This is a genomic window from Pseudomonas mangiferae, assembly GCF_007109405.1.
Taxonomy (GTDB): Bacteria; Pseudomonadota; Gammaproteobacteria; order Pseudomonadales; family Pseudomonadaceae; genus Pseudomonas_T; species Pseudomonas_T mangiferae.
Window position 1 is genome coordinate 1 of the sequence record NZ_VJOY01000020.1, and the last position, 19,523, is coordinate 19,523.

At 59.9% G+C, this 19,523-nt stretch carries 25 protein-coding genes, 1 pseudogene and 1 riboswitch; of the genes and pseudogenes, 18 read left to right on the plus strand and 8 right to left on the minus strand.

Features of this window, described 5'->3' with window-relative positions; translation table 11 throughout:
• The 13 genes and pseudogenes from FM069_RS19285 to FM069_RS19340 form a co-directional block, all read left to right on the plus strand.
• The coding region (locus FM069_RS19285) for a PAAR domain-containing protein (protein WP_218570316.1) at positions 1-435 on the plus strand (435 nt) is incomplete at its 5' end.
• Between the two features lie 71 nt (positions 436-506).
• The gene (locus FM069_RS19290) at positions 507-1,016 is read left to right on the plus strand and encodes a DUF4123 domain-containing protein (protein ID WP_178106858.1); all 510 of its coding nucleotides are present in this window, start codon (positions 507-509) and stop codon (positions 1,014-1,016) included.
• On the plus strand, positions 1,013-1,393 hold the full coding sequence (locus tag FM069_RS19295; protein ID WP_143490048.1) for a hypothetical protein: 381 nt from the start codon (positions 1,013-1,015) through the stop codon (positions 1,391-1,393). The genes FM069_RS19290 and FM069_RS19295 overlap by 4 nt, the downstream gene beginning before the upstream one ends.
• Positions 1,394-1,396: 3 nt before the next feature.
• Positions 1,397-2,287: a DUF2515 family protein gene (locus FM069_RS19300; RefSeq protein WP_143490049.1), complete on the plus strand. Its 891-nt coding sequence runs from the start codon at positions 1,397-1,399 to the stop codon at positions 2,285-2,287.
• A 2-nt stretch (positions 2,288-2,289) separates the two neighbouring features.
• Positions 2,290-3,165 carry a hypothetical protein gene (locus FM069_RS19305; RefSeq protein WP_143490050.1) on the plus strand — a complete coding sequence of 292 codons (876 nt, stop codon included), beginning with the start codon at positions 2,290-2,292 and terminating at the stop codon, positions 3,163-3,165.
• Positions 3,166-3,189: 24 nt separating this feature from the next.
• Positions 3,190-3,819: pseudogene (locus FM069_RS21935) on the plus strand (RHS repeat-associated core domain-containing protein); the annotation flags it as partial.
• A 117-nt stretch (positions 3,820-3,936) separates the two neighbouring features.
• Positions 3,937-4,347, plus strand: coding sequence for a hypothetical protein (locus FM069_RS21940; protein WP_233282087.1), 411 nt, complete (start codon positions 3,937-3,939; stop codon positions 4,345-4,347).
• 500 nt (positions 4,348-4,847) lie between these two features.
• Positions 4,848-5,297 (plus strand): DUF4019 domain-containing protein, encoded by a 450-nt coding sequence (locus FM069_RS19315; protein ID WP_178106860.1) that lies wholly within the window; start codon positions 4,848-4,850, stop codon positions 5,295-5,297.
• 466 nt (positions 5,298-5,763) lie between these two features.
• A complete protein-coding gene (locus FM069_RS19320; protein WP_143490052.1) occupies positions 5,764-6,252 on the plus strand; it encodes a tetratricopeptide repeat protein in 489 nt (162 codons plus the stop codon).
• 11 nt (positions 6,253-6,263) lie between these two features.
• Positions 6,264-6,548 carry a tetratricopeptide repeat protein gene (locus FM069_RS19325; protein WP_267904209.1) on the plus strand — a complete coding sequence of 95 codons (285 nt, stop codon included), beginning with the start codon at positions 6,264-6,266 and terminating at the stop codon, positions 6,546-6,548.
• A 453-nt stretch (positions 6,549-7,001) separates the two neighbouring features.
• On the plus strand, positions 7,002-7,430 hold the full coding sequence (locus FM069_RS19330) for a hypothetical protein (protein WP_143490053.1): 429 nt from the start codon (positions 7,002-7,004) through the stop codon (positions 7,428-7,430).
• 222 nt (positions 7,431-7,652) lie between these two features.
• Positions 7,653-8,246 (plus strand): hypothetical protein, encoded by a 594-nt coding sequence (locus tag FM069_RS19335; RefSeq protein ID WP_143490054.1) that lies wholly within the window; start codon positions 7,653-7,655, stop codon positions 8,244-8,246.
• 71 nt (positions 8,247-8,317) lie between these two features.
• The gene (locus FM069_RS19340; RefSeq protein WP_143490055.1) at positions 8,318-8,776 is read left to right on the plus strand and encodes a hypothetical protein; all 459 of its coding nucleotides are present in this window, start codon (positions 8,318-8,320) and stop codon (positions 8,774-8,776) included.
• Positions 8,777-8,874: 98 nt separating this feature from the next.
• Here the strand turns inward: FM069_RS19340 and FM069_RS19345 are convergent, their stop codons facing one another.
• From FM069_RS19345 to FM069_RS19365, 5 genes are all read right to left on the minus strand, one after another.
• Positions 8,875-9,546, minus strand: coding sequence for an OmpW/AlkL family protein (locus tag FM069_RS19345; protein ID WP_143490056.1), 672 nt, complete (start codon positions 9,544-9,546; stop codon positions 8,875-8,877).
• Positions 9,547-9,691: 145 nt separating this feature from the next.
• Complete coding sequence (locus FM069_RS19350) at positions 9,692-10,222, minus strand: DUF3299 domain-containing protein (RefSeq protein WP_143490057.1); 531 nt, start codon at positions 10,220-10,222, stop codon at positions 9,692-9,694.
• Positions 10,219-11,481, minus strand: coding sequence for an ABC transporter permease (locus FM069_RS19355; RefSeq protein WP_143490058.1), 1,263 nt, complete (start codon positions 11,479-11,481; stop codon positions 10,219-10,221). Before FM069_RS19355 ends, FM069_RS19350 begins: the two co-directional genes overlap by 4 nt.
• A 1-nt stretch (position 11,482) precedes the next feature.
• Complete coding sequence (locus tag FM069_RS19360) at positions 11,483-12,187, minus strand: ABC transporter ATP-binding protein (RefSeq protein ID WP_143490059.1); 705 nt, start codon at positions 12,185-12,187, stop codon at positions 11,483-11,485.
• Positions 12,188-12,236: 49 nt separating this feature from the next.
• A complete protein-coding gene (locus tag FM069_RS19365; RefSeq protein WP_143490060.1) occupies positions 12,237-12,818 on the minus strand; it encodes a DUF2796 domain-containing protein in 582 nt (193 codons plus the stop codon).
• Between the two features lie 122 nt (positions 12,819-12,940).
• Between FM069_RS19365 and FM069_RS19370 the strand changes: the two genes are divergently transcribed.
• A complete protein-coding gene (locus tag FM069_RS19370; RefSeq protein WP_143490061.1) occupies positions 12,941-13,294 on the plus strand; it encodes a hypothetical protein in 354 nt (117 codons plus the stop codon).
• A gap of 130 nt (positions 13,295-13,424) precedes the next feature.
• Here FM069_RS19370 and trxA read toward each other — a convergent pair whose 3' ends face one another.
• The 3 genes from trxA to FM069_RS19385 form a co-directional block, all read right to left on the minus strand.
• On the minus strand, positions 13,425-14,297 hold the full coding sequence (trxA, locus tag FM069_RS19375; RefSeq protein ID WP_143490062.1) for a thioredoxin: 873 nt from the start codon (positions 14,295-14,297) through the stop codon (positions 13,425-13,427).
• A gap of 189 nt (positions 14,298-14,486) precedes the next feature.
• On the minus strand, positions 14,487-15,149 hold the full coding sequence (locus tag FM069_RS19380; RefSeq protein ID WP_143490063.1) for a class I SAM-dependent methyltransferase: 663 nt from the start codon (positions 15,147-15,149) through the stop codon (positions 14,487-14,489).
• Positions 15,146-15,601 carry a YbaY family lipoprotein gene (locus tag FM069_RS19385; RefSeq protein WP_143490064.1) on the minus strand — a complete coding sequence of 152 codons (456 nt, stop codon included), beginning with the start codon at positions 15,599-15,601 and terminating at the stop codon, positions 15,146-15,148. The genes FM069_RS19380 and FM069_RS19385 overlap by 4 nt, the downstream gene beginning before the upstream one ends.
• 184 nt (positions 15,602-15,785) lie before the next feature.
• Here FM069_RS19385 and nrdR point away from each other — a divergent pair, with 184 nt between their 5' ends.
• The 4 genes from nrdR (at position 15,786) to ribBA (ending at position 19,522) form a co-directional block, all read left to right on the plus strand.
• Positions 15,786-16,250: a transcriptional regulator NrdR gene (gene nrdR / locus FM069_RS19390; RefSeq protein WP_143490065.1), complete on the plus strand. Its 465-nt coding sequence runs from the start codon at positions 15,786-15,788 to the stop codon at positions 16,248-16,250.
• Positions 16,247-17,359: a bifunctional diaminohydroxyphosphoribosylaminopyrimidine deaminase/5-amino-6-(5-phosphoribosylamino)uracil reductase RibD gene (ribD, locus tag FM069_RS19395; RefSeq protein ID WP_143490066.1), complete on the plus strand. Its 1,113-nt coding sequence runs from the start codon at positions 16,247-16,249 to the stop codon at positions 17,357-17,359. The genes nrdR and ribD overlap by 4 nt, the downstream gene beginning before the upstream one ends.
• Positions 17,360-17,434: 75 nt before the next feature.
• Positions 17,435-17,587: riboswitch (FMN riboswitch) on the plus strand.
• A gap of 173 nt (positions 17,588-17,760) precedes the next feature.
• Entirely contained in the window at positions 17,761-18,423 is a 663-nt protein-coding gene (locus FM069_RS19400; protein WP_143490067.1) for a riboflavin synthase, read from the plus strand.
• A 13-nt stretch (positions 18,424-18,436) separates the two neighbouring features.
• On the plus strand, positions 18,437-19,522 hold the full coding sequence (ribBA, locus tag FM069_RS19405; protein ID WP_143490068.1) for a bifunctional 3,4-dihydroxy-2-butanone-4-phosphate synthase/GTP cyclohydrolase II: 1,086 nt from the start codon (positions 18,437-18,439) through the stop codon (positions 19,520-19,522).
• The last annotated feature ends 1 nt before the right edge of the window (position 19,523 follow it).

Here is a 19,523-nt window from a genome sequence, read left to right on the forward strand (position 1 = left end):
GATTGGGAGGCGGGCTCTCGGGCGGCGTGGATCCTGCCCACCTGCCCGTCGTCGGGATCAACGGCCCCATCAAACACTGATCAGGGAGGAACCGCCGTGGGTCAACCCGCTGCGCGCATGGGCGATGTCGCCCTGCACAAACAAGCCGAAGGCGCCATCCTGCAAGGCGAGCCCAGCGTACTCATCGGGCGGCTCCCCGCCGCCCGCGTGGGCGATCTGGTGAGGCACAACCATGCTGAAGAGCCGATCGTCGAAGGTGAACCCACCGTACTGATCGGTGGCCGCCCGGCGGCGCGTCTGGGAGATCTCGTCGCCTGCCAGGGGGCCATCGCAGTGGGCTGCGACAGCGTGTGGATCGGCCTGAATCGGCAGGGCGAGTGCTTGAAAAGCGCGGGGGATCACGGCACGGCCCTCGTACGGTCCGATGAGGGATGAGCCCGCCTGTTCCCTCCCCGTGTGAATGGTTCGCCGCTCGCCTCGATCCAGCGGCGGGCAGTTGCTTCGCCTTGATCGACAGCAGTCGTCACCCTCTTTTTTCTGACGTGCTGAAGCGGCATGGCATACGGGCCCGCTGTTTGTTCACTGGGATTGCCGAGGTTCGCCTCGGGCGGTATGCGCCCTACTGCGCCGAGTTTCCTCTGGATGGCGCTTTGGCTGCATTCTGGTTCAACCATCAGGGCCAAGGATGGCGCGAACAGTGGGGATGGTTGTTTCAGAGCCAAGCCGACCTGGATACGTTAAGGGGGCACTTCAAGAAATTCGTTCAGGTGGAGCTATCCGATGGAAGCTCCGCCTACTGGCGCTTCTATGACCCTCGCGTGTTCTGCAAGATCGTCCCGCTGATGACCCAGGCTCAGCACACCCAGATGTTCGGTTCTCTGATCAATCGCGCCTATTGCTTTCACGACCCCCAGCGAGCACTGCTGGAAGTGGGTTGGAAATCCTCTTGGCTGGATACGCTCTCAGGCGTACGCAGCCTGGAACTCAAGACCCACATACTCCCGGACTTTCCATGATTCAGTTCAATGCTCATCAACTCCAACAGCTTGCCCAGGCGGAACAGGACACGTTCGTCGATAAGGTGCAGGCGCATTTCCTGCAAACCTACATCCCCGATGCCAGGGAACCCTGGGGCGACTATACGCCACCCGAGTTGCGTGCCCTCATTGAGCGAGGGATCGCGCGTGCGAAACAGTACGGTTTTAACAGCGAAGAAGAGTGGTTCGATTTCCTCGTATGCCAGATGGCACTGGGAGAGGGATTCGAGTGTGATCCGCGTTATCCCTGGGCAGCGGCCATTCTGAACGACACGCAGGGATTGGAGCGTTCGCAGCGGCTATACAAGGCGATGATCATGCAGAGGCACATCGATATAAGGGAAGAGGTCCGCTGATACATGCACCCAATGGAGCGATACCCTGGCGAATTCGATGAATTTGCGCAGCTCGTCTATGAGGCCAAACTCGAGCGCGAGCGGAAGGTGGAGCAGGCCAATGCAGTGTTTCGAGACACACTGCGCAAGATGCGGGCCGATATCCCAGTCTACCAATGCAAGGATGGCAACTGCTGCGATGCGCGGTGGGCAGATGTGATGAAAGAAGTGGATTTCATCTCTGAACACCCTGACCCTATCGAGCGCAATCGCCAGATCAATGCTCTGTATGCCGACCTTTACCTCAAGGACCCCAACCAGAAATGGGCTGCAACTGCCGCCATCGTGTCCAAGCAGGTAGGATGTACGATGATGGGAAATCCGCTTGTAAATAATGATGTCCTAGGAAAAGGCAATGTTGCAATTTTTCAGAATATCTACCCCATCCTGAAGGTTTATCAAACGGCGAGGCCGCCTTTGACGGATGAGCAGCTTTTGAAATGCATAGAGCAGCACTTGATGCATTTGGATCCACGAGACCGCAAGAATTTACTAAAAGCAATTGATTTTATGATGAAAAACAAGCCGCAGGAAGCAGCATTAGCCATTGCGGAGCACGAGCAAAGTGTAGTAGTGCAAAACGCTATGTGGGATGATAATTTACTTGTCGTACAAGCATGGGTTAATGCCAAAACTGGGGAGATCGCTGTAGACCAAAGCGTTTATTTCACTTCCGGGTGCGATAAATCCGATAGCACTCGACTGAGCTTCCCCGGAGACCTGAATGTTTCCAACGCCAAAGATCGCGTAAATTTCTATAAAAATAATTTTTTACCGAAATTTGATGAAGTCAATACACAACCCGATAAGATTAATGAAATTCTGGGCGGAATCCGGGGCAGAGGGGAACGTTAATAATGCATAGAACGTTCCAGAGGCTTTCAAGTAAACTCACCTCAGGCTGGGGCATACTTTTTTCCTTCATAATCGCTATAGCAGGGGTAGGTCATATGGTTTATGAAAAGGTAAAAAATCCATGGGCCTCCTATATTAATAGGCCTCCTAGGGTCCTCAGAGTAGAACTGGGTATGCCATATGATGCGTTCATTGAAAATAATTCGAAGGATATTTTTGCTGAAAGTAACCCCTATGAAGGAGTCGACGATTATATAGTTTTTTCCATGGATCCTATCGCTGAGCCCAATATGAGCACCGTTATTGTCGAATATGGGGTCCCGAAAGTCGTTTTCACTTTACCGCGCTCCACGTTTGTGTCAACGGATTTTGTAGCAGGACATCTTAGGAGTTTATCGGTTAAACCACTTATATATCCAGTCAAGCGCGAAGAAGCTCTGAGGCTGGCGGGTGATTTGATAAAAATGTTCGATAACAGCAGCCTGAAAGCTGTCAGCGGAGGATTCCAATTCACCTTGGATGAGGTCAAGCTACGTATGCAGCTTCCAGTTAAGGATATGGATTATAAGTCGTTTCCTGTGGGTAGTTGGCAGCGCAAGGAGTCCTACGGCATAGGCGAATTTCAGGTTTTAATCAAAGTACTGGACAGACAGCTGCCGCCCGCAGAGCAACTTTATAGTGTCGATGTATCGATAACTGGATTGGACCTTCATGATCGGTTACCTGATTTGGTTAAAGAGGCTCGTCGACGTATTCATTTAGTGGGGACCAATGGCCCTTGTTCACCAGATGACTATCAGAGCTGTAAATACAACGATATGCGCATTTATTTGAATGCCTTGCGAAAGGCAGGCCTAAGTCCGCTTAAGCCGCAATAGACCATCTGATTCCTATAATTTTGGCTGGTGTATCGCTACCGAGATGTTGCAGGTGATGAAATCAAGGCCGCCTACCGCTACGAGGGCCTCTCCCGGCGCATCCTCAAGCAGGTGCTGCGCGGCGACACCCTCTCGACCACCCGCTTCGGCTGGGAGGGCGATCGCCAGTGCGCCGAGGTCGGCGAAGACTGGCAGCGCACCACCGTGCACGAACCGGGCGGCTTCGTGCCGCTGCTGCGCCTGGAACAGGCCCCCGCCCCGGACCCGCTGGAGCTGATCCAGGCCCGGCGCCTGCTGGCGAGCCAGGGCTAGGCCCTGCCCGCTGCCTACCGGCCGCCGGCGGACGCGCTGCGACTGGCCTGCTTCCATACCGACCACCTGGGCACCCCACTGCGCCTGACCGGCGAAGACGGCCAACTGCGCTGGCAGGCCGAACCGGACGACTGGGCCGCGGTACGCGCCGAACGCGGCGACACCGACCAGCCGATCCGCTTCCAGGGCCAGTACCATGACGAGGAAAGCGGGCTGTACTACAACCGCTACTACGCCCCGAGCTGGGACGCTACGTGAGCCAGGACCCGATCGGGTTGTTGGGGGATGAATGGGTATGCGTATCCGCTTGATCCGCATCTAAATGTTGACCCTAACGGCCTTGCTCCTTGTCCGCCTGGAACCGTTTCTCCTGGTACAGCTTGCTATATATCTGACGCAAGTGGACGGACTGGGCATCCAAATGAGGGAAGATGTGCAACAGGCGACTGCGCAGCTGACATGCCAAGAAAAAATGATTTAAGAGCTCCGGATTTTATCAATTTTCAAGTTGATATGTGTATGCTTAGTGCTTGGGGTACTTTTAGCAGAGACGGAAAAGCATTTTTTGGGTTTGGCACTAACAAAACTTATCCTTCTTTATTGAATATTTCTGGAAGTACTAGTGCTGGATGGCTAAATAGAGCTCAAGTTTATGAAGGGGATGTAAACAATTTTTTAAATGGATATTCAGCAAGCGGTACTAAAGCTTATTATTATCTAGGTGGCGGCGTAGTTTCATCACCCGGTAATGGTACAGCGACACTTATTGGGTTTGGCGCTGGCGCAAGTAAGGGCGTAAACAGCAATGCTGGAGGAAGTGCTGGCGCAGGTTACACTTATGAACAGGGCGATACAGGGGTGACTTGGTAATGTTTGGCGGTTTTCTGGAAAAAATCTTAATAAGAAAACTATCAGACCTTGGTTGACGGTTTTTCTATTTATTTTTATGCTTGGAACTATTATTTATGCAATTTCTAATGGGTAGAAAAGTAATCCTTGCTAAGATTTTAGTGGCAATTAATTTCATTAATATATTTTATAGTATTTCTAATATCTGATCGATGCTTGGCATGTTTATATAGTTTTTAAATTGTTATTTAAAGTTAGGCTGCTGAAATGTTGAGCAGGTTGAAATTTACTGCGCTACAGGAAATCTTAAAGAATTATTTTTGGTGTCGTTAACTGTCTATACTTAAAGAGATATAAAAATTTTTAACTCCTGATGAAGTTGTGCTTAGAAAGCATTGGTATTAATGGTTTTGCTTTAACCTCTACATCCAGTGGGGGCTGGGTAGGCGAAAGAGGTGCGGCGGGTTTAATGAGCTGTCAGCAGTACTCATATTGTGCTATAGATTAATTGAGGAATGAAAATGGGTTTGGTAAGTAGGGTTTTTCTTATTTTTTTATTTTCTTCAATTGTATCCTGTTCTCAGAGTAATGATGGTAGAGAGGAAGAAGGTGAAAAATATGTTGATTATTTTAACGGAAAATTCAACTCCAGGAAAATTTCTGAAATTTATGAAAATGCTTCAGAAAAACTCAAGGTTGGGGTAAGTAAGGATGATTTCGTTGGGAGTATAGAAAAAATTAGAGAAATACTTGGTGAAAGAGTTTCAACAAAAAAGGATAAGGTTTTTTATTTGAAAGATGGTGATGGTGTTCCATTAATAGTCTTGACATACAATACAAGATTTACTAATGGGGTGGGTGCAGAGTCTTTCCTTTTAGAGTTGGAAGATAATCGCGTTTCTTTGCACCGGTACAATATTAATTCGGATGACCTTATTCGTAGTCTTCTACTAGGCGAAAAGAAGAAATAGGCTCAATTATTTATTGTGGAGAATGGGCAAGGGTGCCTTAGCGCAACAAGTACTGGGACTACTAGCGAGCGGAGTCTAGTCTTGTCGGAGCCGTACCGCCTACCGCCTACCGCTTTCAGTAAAGGAATGGATGCTACCAAAGCGGCCTTGGAAGGGCTGCAGGCCTTAGTAAATGTTTACTTGGGAAGGGTTTGTCCGGAGTAAAGTATTTGGAAGGAATGAGCGCGGGAATGGCTATGAGTGGTTGTAAATGAAACTCCGCTTTTTGCTTTATGTAGTAATTATTTTTTTGGTCGCATTGTGTTGGCATGTCAAAATGGCGATGATTCCTTATATGCCTCCCAGCAGCTTTATGCATCAGGTCTTCTGAAGTTAGAGGTGGGCGATTTAAAAGCTGCAATAGATAATTTTAAAAGATCAGCAGGTCTAGGGTCGCCTTCGGCCGAAATTAAGTTATGTGAATTAAATGTTTATCAAGCTGGTTCTAGCGATCGAGATTCAGATAGTTATTGGTGCGAAAAATCAAATTCAAAAAAAATATATAGAAGAACTGAGTTCTAACGCTTCCAAGAATTTAAAGGCTAAAGAGTACCAAAAAGCCATTGCTCAGTATCAATTGGCAAAGAAACTTGGAAGTAATGAGGCGAGTTTACAGCTTGGAGTTATTTATGCCTCTGGTCTGGGGGTTGAAAAGGATTATGAAAAGGCGTTTTCTTACTTGCAGCCTTTGGCTAGCAACGGTGACGCTAAAGCCCAATTCATTTTGGGGTCAATGTACGAAATGGGTCAGGGTGTTAAAAAAACATGGTCTGATGCTGTAGCTTGGTATGTGAAATCCGCAGGTCAGCAGAACACAGCAGCTACTAGTGCGCTTGCATATTTATATCGGACGGGTGAGGCCGATCCGGTAATTAAAAAAGATGCTAAAAAGCGCGAGAATTATATAGCGCAATAGAAAATTATTCTCTGGCCCAACGTGAGCTGGGGCAAATGTATGAGCTGGGCGAAGGAGGAAGTGCCGATGAGGAAAAAGCAGCGGAGTTTTATAAGAAGGCAGCCAGGCAAGGAGATGCTTTAGCCAATCAACGCTTGGCAAGCTTGTATTTAAGAGGAGCAGGTGTGGAGAAGGATATGATTAAAGCTGCCGCCCTGTTCATAGTAGGTGATGGCGAAAACCTTAGCGATAGTAGTCAGGAACTATTGAGTATAATGAAGCCTGAGCAGAAAAAACGTTTTGGTAGATCTGCTTGATAACACTGAAAAATTATATGAGTAGAATGGTGAATATTATGAGGGTATCTGATTTTTGGGTTTTGATGTGATCATATGAAACGATGACCGTTGGCGCTCTATAAATCCCGGTACCTGTTACCGCATAGCTCGATGGTTATTGTCGAGCGCGAAGCGATGAAGCTATTCATGGAAACTGTTTTGTTAGCGGTTTTTCTGGAGGTACAACAGGAGATTACAGAGAGATGGGTTCCGGTGTCGGCAGCTTTTCTGGGCAAGAACAGCCACATTAATAGACGGTGGCCTGGGAGCAATGGCTGGGATCTTCTGTCGGAGTGTGTGATGTGTTTGGAGGGAGTGTTGCAGCTAATCCATCGGGTGCAGCATTAAACCTCGGGCTTGGTTGGGGAGGAGCAGGTATTACCCCTGAGTCTAACACCAAAAAAATAGGGAGTATAGATGGGAAATAGAAGTGTGGATTTTCTGAAACTGCTAAAGGGTTGCATCTTCACTATCTTTCTTGCCTTCTTTTTGGGGGTTTGGATTTTATTTGAGGCGCCTAAAAGCTCGGGCGTCGCAGACCTAAAGAGGCTGGAGGAGGAATTCGTAAAAATTCACCCCCCTGCATATTCCTACCAATCAGGGGAAAAACATGCATCTTCTAAAGTCAGCTCGGGTTTGGTTCAGCAGTTTTATCTAACTAAAATGGCGGAAGTAGATGTTAAGGATTTTTATGAAAAGCAACTTCTTGCTAATGGTTGGCGTGAATCACCCATAGAAAGCTTAACAGAGTGGACCTATTGTAAGGGAAGGCTTCGGGCTGAAATTTCTCCACAAGCGAAGCCGTCAGGCTATACATTTTCAATAAGTTGGTTTAGTCAAAATACATCAGGCTGTCCATAGCGAGTATGTCGACCCCCCAAATAGTCGACTGGGGTGATGTTGATAATGCCGAAAGGAATTGGGGTAAAGATTTGTTGTTTTCCGTATTTGTCTAAGTTCGCAGGTTGCCGCCGCAACATCTGAGGTTTTCATGTATTTTAGATTTTCCCTTTATAGTAAATTTTTTTGAGCTGTAGCGCTGGTTTAATTTTTGCTCTTTCTACGGTAGTTGCAAGTGCTGCGATGGCAAGGAAGCAGGGTTGTATATGGTCAGAAAAATTTCATTGTTTTTATGATTCTCATGAAGGGCCTGAGTTATCTGCTCAAGCTGCTTGTTCGCCGAATCACATATTTTACATTTCGAGTATTGAGCGGAAATTAATGCTGGTAAATCATGCGAGCTCCACCGTATTGGCTACTTATGTGAATCCGGGGTTGATGGAAATTTCGTGGGCACCGAACTCCAATGCTTTTTCAATAAATGTCAGTGATGGGGGTGGCGTAGGAAGCTGGGGTGTTGACTATTACACTGTTGACGGAAATGGTCTGCCTCAAAAGCACGATGTCACTATTCAAGTAAGTAAGGCTTCCGAGAAATTAGCCAAATGCGATGAGCAGGAAGAGCCCAATATCGCAATGTTGAGCTGGCTGAATAATGGACAGGGGGCCCTGATGGTGGCGGAGGTCCCGCCTCATTCTTCCTGTTCGAATATGGGGGCGCTACAAGGCTATAGGGTAAATTTGAGTGGAGGGGAAATTCTGGAAGTACTAAGTGAGAGCGAGCTTAGGCAGAAGTGGGGGAGGGTTTTAGGTGATAGGATAAAGCGGATACCATAAAAAATTTTACTTCCTGCTAACTGATAAGCATCGCGTTCTTTATTGTTTTGTAATTAAGAAAATTAAACTATATGAAAATTCTTAAAAAAATCTCATTGGTAACTCTGTTCGCTTTTCTCGTGGCTTGTGCGCGGATCGATCAGGAGATGACCAAGTCCGCCCAGCCCCACATGGATAGCCTGCACCAAGCCTATAATGCAAAGGATTTTTCCGGAATTTATAAGCGATCCGGTTCAGGCCTCAAGGCAGGCTGCACTGAAAAAGAGTTCACCAACTTTCTCAAATTCGTGCATGCCACCATGGGTGAGGCGGGAGCTTCAACGGTAGTGGGCATGCAAAAAATGCTGAACACGCAGGGTGAGCGGCTCACGATTTACACCTTGAATACCCACTTTGCCCAAGGTGAGGCGCTGGAGATTCTCTACATGCGCAATGACGACGGAAAGCTTGCCTTGCACCGCTATGAAATCAGGTCCGATCGGATAATGAAGCGCTTGGCCGAAAAGCTGGCGGAAGACGACGACGCTTGAGGGCATGAACATTTAGGGAAATAAAAAACGGGCGCCGTGGCGCCCGTGCCGGGTTTCCCCGGTGAAAGCTGCGCCGGCCGGAGCCGGCGCGGTTGGCATCAGAACTTGTAGCCGATGCCGACCATGTAGACCCACGGGTCCACGTCCACGTCGACCTTGACCTTGCCCACGCCATCCAGGTTCGTGGTGGCCTTGGTGTCGATGTCCATGTACCAGACAGCGGCGTTGAGGATCAGGTGGTCGGTCAGCATGTAGTCCATGCCGGCTTCCAGGGCCAGGCCCCAGGAGTCGTCCAGGTCCAGGTTGCTGAAGCCCTGCTGCTTGCGCTGGCCGGTCAGCTTCTCGTCGAAGAACACGGTGTAGTTCAGGCCCGCGCCGACGTACGGCTGGAAGGCGGAGTGCGGGTCCAGGGGGAAGTACTGCAGGTTCAGGGTCGGCGGCAGGTGCTTGATGTCGGCCAGCTTGCCGTCCAGTGCGCCCAGGCCTTTCACGCCCACTTCGTGCTTGAAGGGGGTGGCGGCGATCAGCTCGATACCGAGGTTGTCGGTGAGCATGTAGGTGCCGGTCAGGCCGAGCTGGGTGTCGCTGTCCAGGGTGGCTTTGGTTCCGCCTACCTTCGAGCCGGCGATGGACAGCTTGGAGCTGTCTTCATGGGGATCGACCGTTGCGGCGCCGGCACGGATGATGACGTCGCCGGCCTGGTGCGCGTTGGCCAGCGGTGCGGCGATGGCCAGGGCGAGCAGGGAGGCGGTGAACAAAGACTTGCGCATGATGGGCTCCATCAGGTTATGAGCATGTGTTGGCTGAGTTCAATGTTAGGCAGCGCGCTGCCCCCGGTCTTGATCCAGCTCAATGGATGGCCATATGACGGAGCGGGAGGACCCCGAAACGGGGAACGAATCGCGGTGCCGGCACTCAGTCCGGCGTGTCGTACGGGTACAGCTTGCTGGCGCGCATCCGGTATCCTGCCTGGGCCAGTTCGCTGTGGGTCGCCTCGACGTGCAGCGTGCCTTCCACCCAGAACGGCTGGTAGAGCGCATCGAGGCGGACGCCGTCCGCGTGCTCAATGTAGACGATCTGATTGGATGGCGGCGGCGGCACGTGGATGCAGGCGCCCAGGTAAGGAACGAAGAGGAAGGTGGTCACGTTACCGTCTTCGTTGACGTCCAGGGGTACCACGTAGCCAGGCAGCTTGATCCGCTGGCCGTCCAGGGCCTGGACCACCGGCGCCGCCGGGGACTGCTGGAGCGCCGCCGGCCCGCTTTCCGCCGCGGCCAGGGCATCGGCCAGAGTCTGGGCATGCAGTGGCAGGGGCGGCGGCTCGGGCGGGGCGTCGGCGGGGATCAGCTCGGCCCAGTTCAACTCGCGCAGGGCATCGGCGCCGGCGGGCGCGGTTCCGGTGACCAGCAGCAGAGCCAGCAGGCCGGTGAGCAAGGCGCGCGTCATAGCCGGATCGACAGGCCGTCGGCCAGGGAGTGGCGATAGGCGCGCCAGGCCGGGATGGCCCCCATCAGCAGCGCCGCCAGCAGGATCGCTCCCAGCAGCGCCCACTCGTAGGCGCTGGGCGCCTCCAGGGGCAGGTAGAGGCCGAAGCGGCTCTGCACGTAGCCCTGGCCTGCGAGTATCCCCAGGTAAAGCAGCGCCAGTCCGGCCGCCACGCCCGCCAGGGCCAGGGCGAAGGCTTCCAGCACCAGCAGGCCGGCGATGTGCCAGGGGCGTGCGCCCACGGAACGCAGGATCGCCATTTCCCGACGCCGCTCGTTGAGGCTGGTGAGGATCGCGGTGAGCATGCCGATCAGCCCGGTCAGCACCACGAACAGCGAGACCACGAACAGCGCCTGTTCCGCGGTGCCCATCAGGCTCCACAGTTCCTGCAACGCCACGCCGGGCAGGATCGCCAGCAGCGGTTCGCCCCGGTACTCGTTGATCTGCCGCTGCACCGCGAAGGTGGCCACCTTGTTGTCCAGGCCCAGCAGCATGGCGGTGATGGCCGTGGGCTGCAGGTCCAGGGTGCGCGCCTGTTCCGCACTGACCCGGCCGGCGCCCCGGGCCGGCATGCCGTTGCGCCAGTCCACGTGCAGGGCTTCCATGCCCGCCAGGGAAATGTGCAGGGTACGGTCCACCGGCGTGCCGGTGCGGGCGAGGATGCCGCTGACCACGAAGGGCTTGTCATCGTGCTGCACCAGGCTGACGGTGCTGACGCCATGAGACAGGACGATGCGGTCGCCCAGGCGGTAGTGCAGCGCCTCGGCCACCTCGGCCCCCAGCACCACGTCGAACAGGTCGTCGAAGGGCTTGCCCTCGGCCAGGCGCAAGGGCTGGCCACGGCCGTAGTGGTAGTGCTCGAAATAGCGGGCGTCGGTGCCCATCACCCGGTAGCCACGGTGGGAGTCCCCCAGGGAAATGGGGATCGCCCACTTCACCCGCGGGTGATGGGCGAAGGCCTCGAAACTGTCCCAGCGGATGTTGTTGGTGGCGTTGCCGATGCGGAACACCGAGTACAGCAGCAGGTTCACCGCGCCGGAACGGGCGCCCACCACCAGGTCGGTGCCGCTGATGGTGCTGGCGAAGCTGGCGCGGGCCTCGCTGCGCACCCGTTCCACCGCCAGCAGCAGGCAGGCCGACAGGGCGATGGCAAAAACCGTGAGCAATGCGGTGAAACGGCGGTTGTTGAGGCTGGCGAGGGCGAGGCGCAGCAGGTGCATGTCAGGTCTCCGCCGGCTGGCTGGCGCGATTGAGCGCATTGAGGGACAGATCGCGGTCGAACAGGCCGGCCAGGCTACGGTCGTGGCTGACGAACAGCAGGCTGGAGCCGGCGGCCCGGCATTCGGCGAACAGCAGGTCGAGGAAACTTTCCCGGGCATCGGCGTCCAGGGCCGAGGTGGGTTCGTCGGCGATCACCAGTTCGGGTTGGCCGATCAGCGCCCGGGCGGCGGCCACCCGCTGCTGCTGGCCGATGGACAATGTGCCGGCGCGGCGCTCGTGCAGTCCCTCGGGCAGGCCCAGGTGGCCCAGCAGGGCGGCGGTCGCCGTCGCCACGCTGCCGTGGCGCTGGCGTGCCCGGTCGCGACGCAGCCGGGAGAAATGGCAGGGCAGCGCCACGTTCTCCCGCACCGAGAGAAACGGCAGCAGGTTGAACTGCTGGAAGATGTAGCCGGTATGGTCGACCCGGAAGCGGTCCCGTGCCGCCGCGGACAGCGCGGCGAGATCCTGACCCAGCAGGGCGACTCGCCCGCGCCCGGCCTTCTGCACGCCGCCCAGCAGGCCGAGCAGGGTGGTCTTGCCACTGCCGCTGGGGCCGCGCAGGAACAGGGTTTCGCCCGGCGCCAGGGTGAAGTGGCGGATGTCCAGCAACTCCGGCTGGCCGGGCCAGGCGAAGCCGAGGTCGGTGAGTTCGAGCAAGGGCGTCATGGAAGGTCCCCGGGGGCGCCAAGGGCGCGGCGAGCCGCCGCGCGGTGGGTCAGAACTGCAGGGTCGCCTCGGCGGGCGTGAGGGACACGCCTTGCTGCCCCTTGGGCCCGATGACCTGGGCGCGCAGGGTGTGGGTCGCCGGGAAGCGTTTGAAGAACGCGCCCAGGTCTACCTGGCCGAGGGAGCCAGGGTGGGTGCAGGCCAGGCTGTAGTCGGCATCGATGTCACTGTGGACATGCTCGTGGTGCTCGCCCGAGGCTGCGTGGTCGTGGTCGTGGTCGTGGTCGTGGTCGTGGTCGTGGGTCGCGTCGCCGAACAACGGGCTTTTCACCGCGAGGCTGCTCACCGAGCAGCCGGCGGCGGCCGGGATGCCGAACAACTCCAGCGGTCGTTCCAGCTGTGCCCGGGCGGCGGCCAGGGTCGCCTTGTCCGCCTCGCTGGTGGCGGGGTGCTCGAAGCCCACCAGGTTCATCGCCGGGCTTTCCAGTTCGATCTCCAGGGTATTGCCTTCCAGCGCCAAGTTCAGGGTGGCTACGCCGTGTTCGTGCGGGGCGAGGCTGGCATGGTCGTCATGGGCAACGGCCAGCAGCGGCAACAGGGCGAAAGGGAGAAGCAACGAGGACGTGCGCATGACGACTCCGGACAGCTGGGAATAATTTGGTTACGTTATAACAAATTTTACCCGCTGAACAGGGTGCTTGGCGCGATAACGGAGGCCATGGGAGCATGCCGGCTTGAACGAAGGAGTGACCCATGCGGATTCGCGGCATGATCGGCGACTGGCCGGTCGACCTGACCCTCGAACTGGACGCCTCGGAGTGGGCCGCGCTGGCGGGGACGACATCGGCACCCGCCACGGTGGACGCCGCGCCTCTAGTCGCACCGAGTCCGCCACTTGCCGAACCGCCGGCGGATGGGCTCTGGCTGTCGGCACTGGACCTGGTGCGCCAGGCCGGTCATCTGGATGGCCCGCGCCTGCTGGCCGACCTGGAGTCCCTGGCGGGTGGCGCGGCAGCGGGCAAGCGGTTGCTGGTCCGGCTGCGCCACTGTCCGCAGATCGCGGTGGAGAGCGGGTCGGACGCGCCCGTTTACCGCTGGGTCGGCTGACGATCACCTGGCGGGAGGCCCCGCCAGGGCAAGGCTTAGGCGAAGAACGCGCGCTGCGTCGCCCGGTCGGGGCGACACGCTCAGAATGAGAAGGGAAGGGCGGGGCGGTACAGTCCGCCCCGGGAGGCACTCAGTACAGCGCCTGGTAAAGACGGCGGCGATAGGTCGCCACCAGCGGGTGGGCGCTGCCCAGCAGGTCGAAGACCTGCAGCAGCGTCTTGTGGGGCAGACCGTCGGCATAGCTGCGGTTGCGCACGAAGAGCTTGAGCAGAGCGTCCAGCGCCGGCTCGTACTGCTGGCGGGCCAACTGCTGGATGGCCAGTTGGTAGACGGCTTCGTCGTCCTCCGGTTGCTGAGCCAGGCGGCTCTTCAGGGTGGCGACTTCCGGCAGGTCGCCGGCCTGGCGCAGGAAGGTGAGCTGCGCCCGGGCCCCGGCCAGGGCCTGCTTGTGCTCGTCCCCCTGCACGGCATCGAGGACGGTCTCCGCCTCGCCCAGTTCGCCCCGCTCGGCCAGGCAGCGGGCATAGAGGATCAGCGCGGCGGCATTCTGGTTGTCCTCCACCAGCACCTGCTTCGCCAGGGCCTCGGCCTCGCCGATGCGGCCCTCGGCGAACAGCGCCTGGGCGCTCTCCAGCAGGTCCGCTTCCGGTTCCGGCGGCAGTTGCACGTGGGGTTGCAGCATGGCGCGGATGGCCGATTCCGGCTGCGCACCGGCGAAGCCGTCCACCGGCTGACCGTCCTTGAACAGCACCACGGTGGGCAGGCTGCGCACGCCGAAGCGCATGACGATGTCCTGCTCCACGTCGCAGTTGACCTTGGCCAGCAGCAGCTCGCCCTGGTAGCTCTCGGCAATCTGCGCCAGCAGCGGCATCAGCGCCTTGCACGGGGCGCACCACTCGGCCCAGAAATCCACCAGCACCGGCTTGTGGAAGGAATTCTCGATCACCAGTTGATCGAAGCCGGCGGCGCCGGACACGTCGAAGATGTAGGGGGTGGCGCTCATGGCTCGCGTCTCGCAGGCGAAAAGTTGCCACTATAGATGCGGGCGCGCGGGGCTGTCTTCAAGCCCGCCGTGCGGTACGGGGCTGCCGGGAAATGCGGGAGAACGGGCGGCGGAATCAGGCGGATGCCGGCGCGTCAGCGTCGTCTCCGGGATTCCGGCCATCCGGCCCGCCGTCCGGCAGGCGCACCTTCACACCCCATCGCGGCGTGCGTGGTACAGGCTGACGTGGCGGAATTCCGCGGGTTCGGCCAGGTCCGGCCAGGTGCAGGCCTCGAGGCGCGCCAGGCGGCGGTACAGTGGATGGGCGAAGTCCCGGACCCGGGAGTCCGCCACCAGGGCTTCCCGGCCGCGCTCCAGGAAGGCGTCCAGCAGCGGCAGGTTGGCCCGGTCGTAGAGCACGTCGGCCACCAGGATCAGGTCGAAGCGGTCGGCCTCGGCGAAGAAGTCCTCGGAGTAGCCGAGGGTGACCCCGTTCAGTGCGGCGTTGGCGCGGCTGGCCAGCAGCGCCAGCGGGTCCAGGTCGCACGCCACCACCTCGGCGGCGCCGGCCCTGGCCGCGGCGATGCCGGCGACCCCCGAACCGCTGCCGAAATCCAGCACGCGCCGGCCGCGCACCCAGTCGGGGCGCTCCGCCAGCCAGCGGGCCAGTACCAGGCCACTGGCCCAGCAGAAGCACCAGTAGGGGGGCGCCTCCAGCAGGCGGCGGGTTTCCTCCGGGTCGAAGGCGCGATCCATGTTGGCGGCGTCGATCAGCCACAGGGACAGGTCGGTACCGGGCAGCGGCTGGGCCAGCAGGCGCGCTTCCCCGAGCAGATCGCCCAGGGCGTCCTGCAGGGCCGCCGGCGGGGTCACGGGGCCGGCACCATCTGCAGGGCGCCGAGGGTCTGGGTCTGGGGCGCGGTAATGCGCTGGGCCGGCAGGTGCTGGGTCAACTGGCCGGACTGGCTGACCCGGCCGCGCAGCTCCACCCGGGCCTCCGGGGGGAACACCTCGGGATTGAAACGCAGGCGGAACGGCAGGTCGGCGCCGGTGCCCTGCAGCTTGAGGCTACCCAGCAGGCGCTGCGGGCGGTCGCGCTCGTCGATGACCAGCAGCGCCAGTTCCACCTCGCCGCCCGCGGGTACGTTCTTCAGGCTGCCGACGAGTTCCCGCAGGTTGGCCGGCAACGGTTCCTCCAGCGGGGCCACCGGTTTGCGGGCGACGGGCTTCGGCGCCGGGGCGGGTTTGGCAGGGGTGGGCGACTCGCTGACGCAGGCGACCAGCAGGACGAGCACCGCGGACGGGATGAGCAGGCGCAGCAGCATGGCAGGGCTTACCGATGGCGAAGGAAAGGCGGATTTTCCTGCGTGCGCCGGGATAACGCAAAGGGTGTGCGGGGTGGGCGCCGAACGGCAGCGACGCGGGGCGCGGCAGCGGAGGCGGGCGGCTTGTCTCGTCGGTCGGATGCGCTACCATGGCCGCCTCCTTTCCCGTTGCCCCTTTCTCCCCATGCATTGTCCTTTCTGCGGCGCCCACGACACCAAGGTCATCGATTCGCGCCTGGTCGCCGAGGGCGAGCAGGTCCGCCGGCGGCGCGAATGCCTCGCCTGCGAGGAACGCTTCACCACCTTCGAGACCGCCGAGCTGGTCATGCCGCGGCTGATCAAGCAGGACGGCAGCCGCCAGCCCTTCGACGAGGACAAGCTGCGCGCCGGCATGCAGCGGGCGCTGGAAAAGCGGCCGGTGAGCGTCGAGCGCCTGGAGGAGGCCATCGCCCACATCAAGCACCGCCTGCGCGCCACCGGCGAGCGCGAGATCAAGTCGCGGGTGCTGGGCGAGCTGGTGATGGCCGAGCTGCAGAAGCTCGACGAGGTGGCCTACATCCGCTTCGCCTCGGTGTACCGGCGCTTCCAGGACCTCAACGAATTCCGCGAGGAGATCGAGCGCCTGGCCCGGGAGCCGGCCAAGGAATGAGCGCGAACGATCCGGCGTTCATGGCGCGCGCCCTGGAACTGGCGCGCAAGGGCGTGTATTCCACCCACCCCAACCCGCGGGTCGGCTGCGTCATCGTCGCCGACGGGCAGATCGTTGGCGAGGGCTGGCATGCCCGGGCCGGCGAACCCCACGCCGAGGTCCATGCCCTGCGCCAGGCCGGCGCCCGGGCCCGCGGTGCCACCGCCTACGTGACCCTGGAACCGTGCAGCCACCACGGCCGCACGCCGCCCTGCGCCGACGCGCTGGTAGCCGCCGGGGTGGCCCGGGTGGTGGCGGCCATGCAGGACCCCAATCCCCAAGTGGCCGGGCGCGGCCTGCTGCGCCTGGCGCAAGCCGGCATCGCCGTGCACAGCGGCGTGCTGGAAGAAGAGGCGCGGGCCCTCAACGTTGGCTTCCTCAAGCGCATGGAGCACGGTCTGCCATTCGTGCGGGTGAAGCTGGCCATGAGCCTGGACGGCCGCACCGCCATGGCCAGCGGCGAGAGCCAGTGGATCACCGGGCCCCAGGCGCGGGCCGCGGTGCAGCGCCTGCGGGCCCGTGCCAGCGTGGTACTGACCGGCGCCGACACCGTGCTGGCGGACGATGCCCGGCTCACCGTACGCCCCGACGAACTGGGCCTGAATGCCGAGCTCACCGCCCTGGCCATGACCCGCCCGCCCCAGCGCCTGCTGGTGGATGGCCGCCTGCGGGTGCCCCTGGACGCCGCCTTCTTCCGCGCCGGTCCCGCCCTGGTGGCCACCTGCGCCGCCGCGGCGGCCCGCGACCGTTACCACGACGACGGCCACGAACTGCTGGCGGTCCCGGCCGCCAATGGCCACGTCGACCTGCACAAGCTGCTGCTGGCACTCGCCGCCCGCGGTGCCAACGAGGTGCTGGTGGAGGCCGGGCCGCGGCTGGCCGGCGCCTTCGCCCGCCTGGGCCTGGTGGACGAGTACCAGATCTTCGTCGCGCCCAAGCTGCTGGGCTCCAGCGCCCGCCCACTGCTGGACCTGCCCCTGGCGCGGATGGCCGAGGCCCGGGCGCTGACCATCGTCGACATCCGTGCGGTGGGCGACGACTGGCGGATCGTCGCGCTGCCGGCCCGGTGAGCGCTTCGGCGTCTCCGCCCTTCCGACCGAGCGGCGTTCTGTGTTAAAAACACCGTCCGGCCGCGAAATGGCCGGTTACGTTCTCAGGGCGGGGTGAAAGTCCCCACCGGCGGTAATGGCGAATGCCTAGCCCGCGAGCGCCCGGTACGGCTCACGCCATCCGGGGTCCAGCAGATCCGGTGCGATTCCGGAGCCGACGGTCATAGTCCGGATGAAGAGAGAACGGGATGCTGCCTTCATGGCCGCCGTCCGGCGCGTCCGTGCACTCCCTTTCGATCGAAAAGCCCTGTTTTGTCATGAAACAGGAGATCACTCATGCCTTATCCCCTTGCCGCACGCACCCCGTGCCCGCGGCCCCTCAACGCGAACCGCGCCCTGTCGCGCGCCGTCGGGGAGGTCCCATGTTCACCGGCATAATCGAAGCCATCGGCACCCTTCGGGCCCTGACGCCCAAGGGCGGCGACCTGCGCGTACGGGTCGCCACCGGCGCCCTGGACCTGGGTGACGTCAAGCTCGGCGACAGCATCGCGGTGAACGGCGTCTGCCTCACCGTGGTGGAACTGCCCGGCGACGGCTTCTGGGCCGACGTCAGCCGCGAGACCCTCGCCCGCAGCGCCTTCCCCGGGCTGACCGTGGGCAGCCGGGTCAACCTGGAAAAGGCCCTCACCCCCAGCAGCCGCCTCGGCGGCCACCTGGTCAGCGGCCACGTGGACGGCGTCGGCCAGGTGCTGGCCCGGGAGGATAACGCCCGCGCCGTGCAGTTCCGCCTGGCGGCGCCCCCGGAGCTGGCGCGCTACATCGCCCTCAAGGGGTCCATCACCGTGGATGGCACCAGCCTCACGGTGAATGCGGTGAACGGCGCCGAATTCGAACTGACCATCGTGCCCCACACCCTGGCCCAGACCATCATGGCCGACTACCGGCCGGGTCGCGCGGTGAACCTGGAGGTGGACCTGCTGGCCCGCTACCTGGAGCGCCTGCTGCTGGGCGACAAGGCCGCCGAGCCCAGCGGTTCCGGCATCACCGAAGGTTTCCTGGCCGAACACGGCTACCTGAAGCATTGAGAAGGAGCGCCCCATGGCACTCAACAGCATCGAAGAACTGATCGAAGACATCCGCCAGGGCAAGATGGTCATCCTCATGGATGACGAGGACCGGGAGAACGAGGGCGACCTGATCATGGCCTCCGAATGCGTGCAGACCGAGCACATCAACTTCATGGTCAAGCACGCCCGCGGGCTAGTGTGCATGCCCATGACCCGGGAGCGCTGCGAGACCCTCAAGCTGCCGCTGATGGCGCCGCGCAACGGTTCCGGCTTCGGCACCAAGTTCACCGTCTCCATCGAGGCGGCGGAAGGGGTGACCACCGGCATCTCCGCCGCCGACCGCGCCCGCACGGTACAGGCCGCCGCGGCGAAGAGCGCCCGCGCCGAGGACATCGTCAGCCCCGGCCACATCTTCCCGCTGATGGCCCAGCCCGGCGGCGTGCTGGCCCGCGCCGGCCATACCGAGGCCGCCTGCGACCTGGCGCGGATGGCCGGCTTCGAGCCCAGCGGGGTGATCTGCGAGGTGATGAACGACGACGGCAGCATGGCCCGTCGCCCGGAGCTGGAAGCCTTCGCCGCCGAGCACGGCATCCGCATCGGCACCATCGCCGACCTGATCCACTACCGGCTGATCCACGAGCGCACCGTGCAGCGGGTGGCCGAGCAGCCCCTGGACACCGAGGTGGGCCCGTTCAACCTGGTGACCTACCGCGACGCGGTGGAGGGCGACGTGCACATGGCGCTGACCCTGGGCCACATCTGCCCGGAGGAGCCGACCCTGGTGCGGGTGCACAACATGGACCCGCTGCGCGACCTGCTGATGGTGCGCCAGGCGGGCCGCTGGAGCCTGCGGGCGGCGATGCAGGAAGTGGCCAAGGCCGGCAGCGGCGTGGTCCTGCTGCTGGGGCATTCCCTGGACGGCGACGAGGTGCTGGCGCACCTGCGGGACGCCGACGCCAGCGCCAAGACGCCCAGCACCTACAGCACCGTCGGCGCCGGCTCGCAGATCCTGCGCGACCTGGGGGTGCGCCAGATGCGCCTGATGAGCTCGCCGATGAAGTTCAACGCGATATCCGGTTTCGACCTGGAGGTTGTAGAATACCTGCCCGCCGAATGAA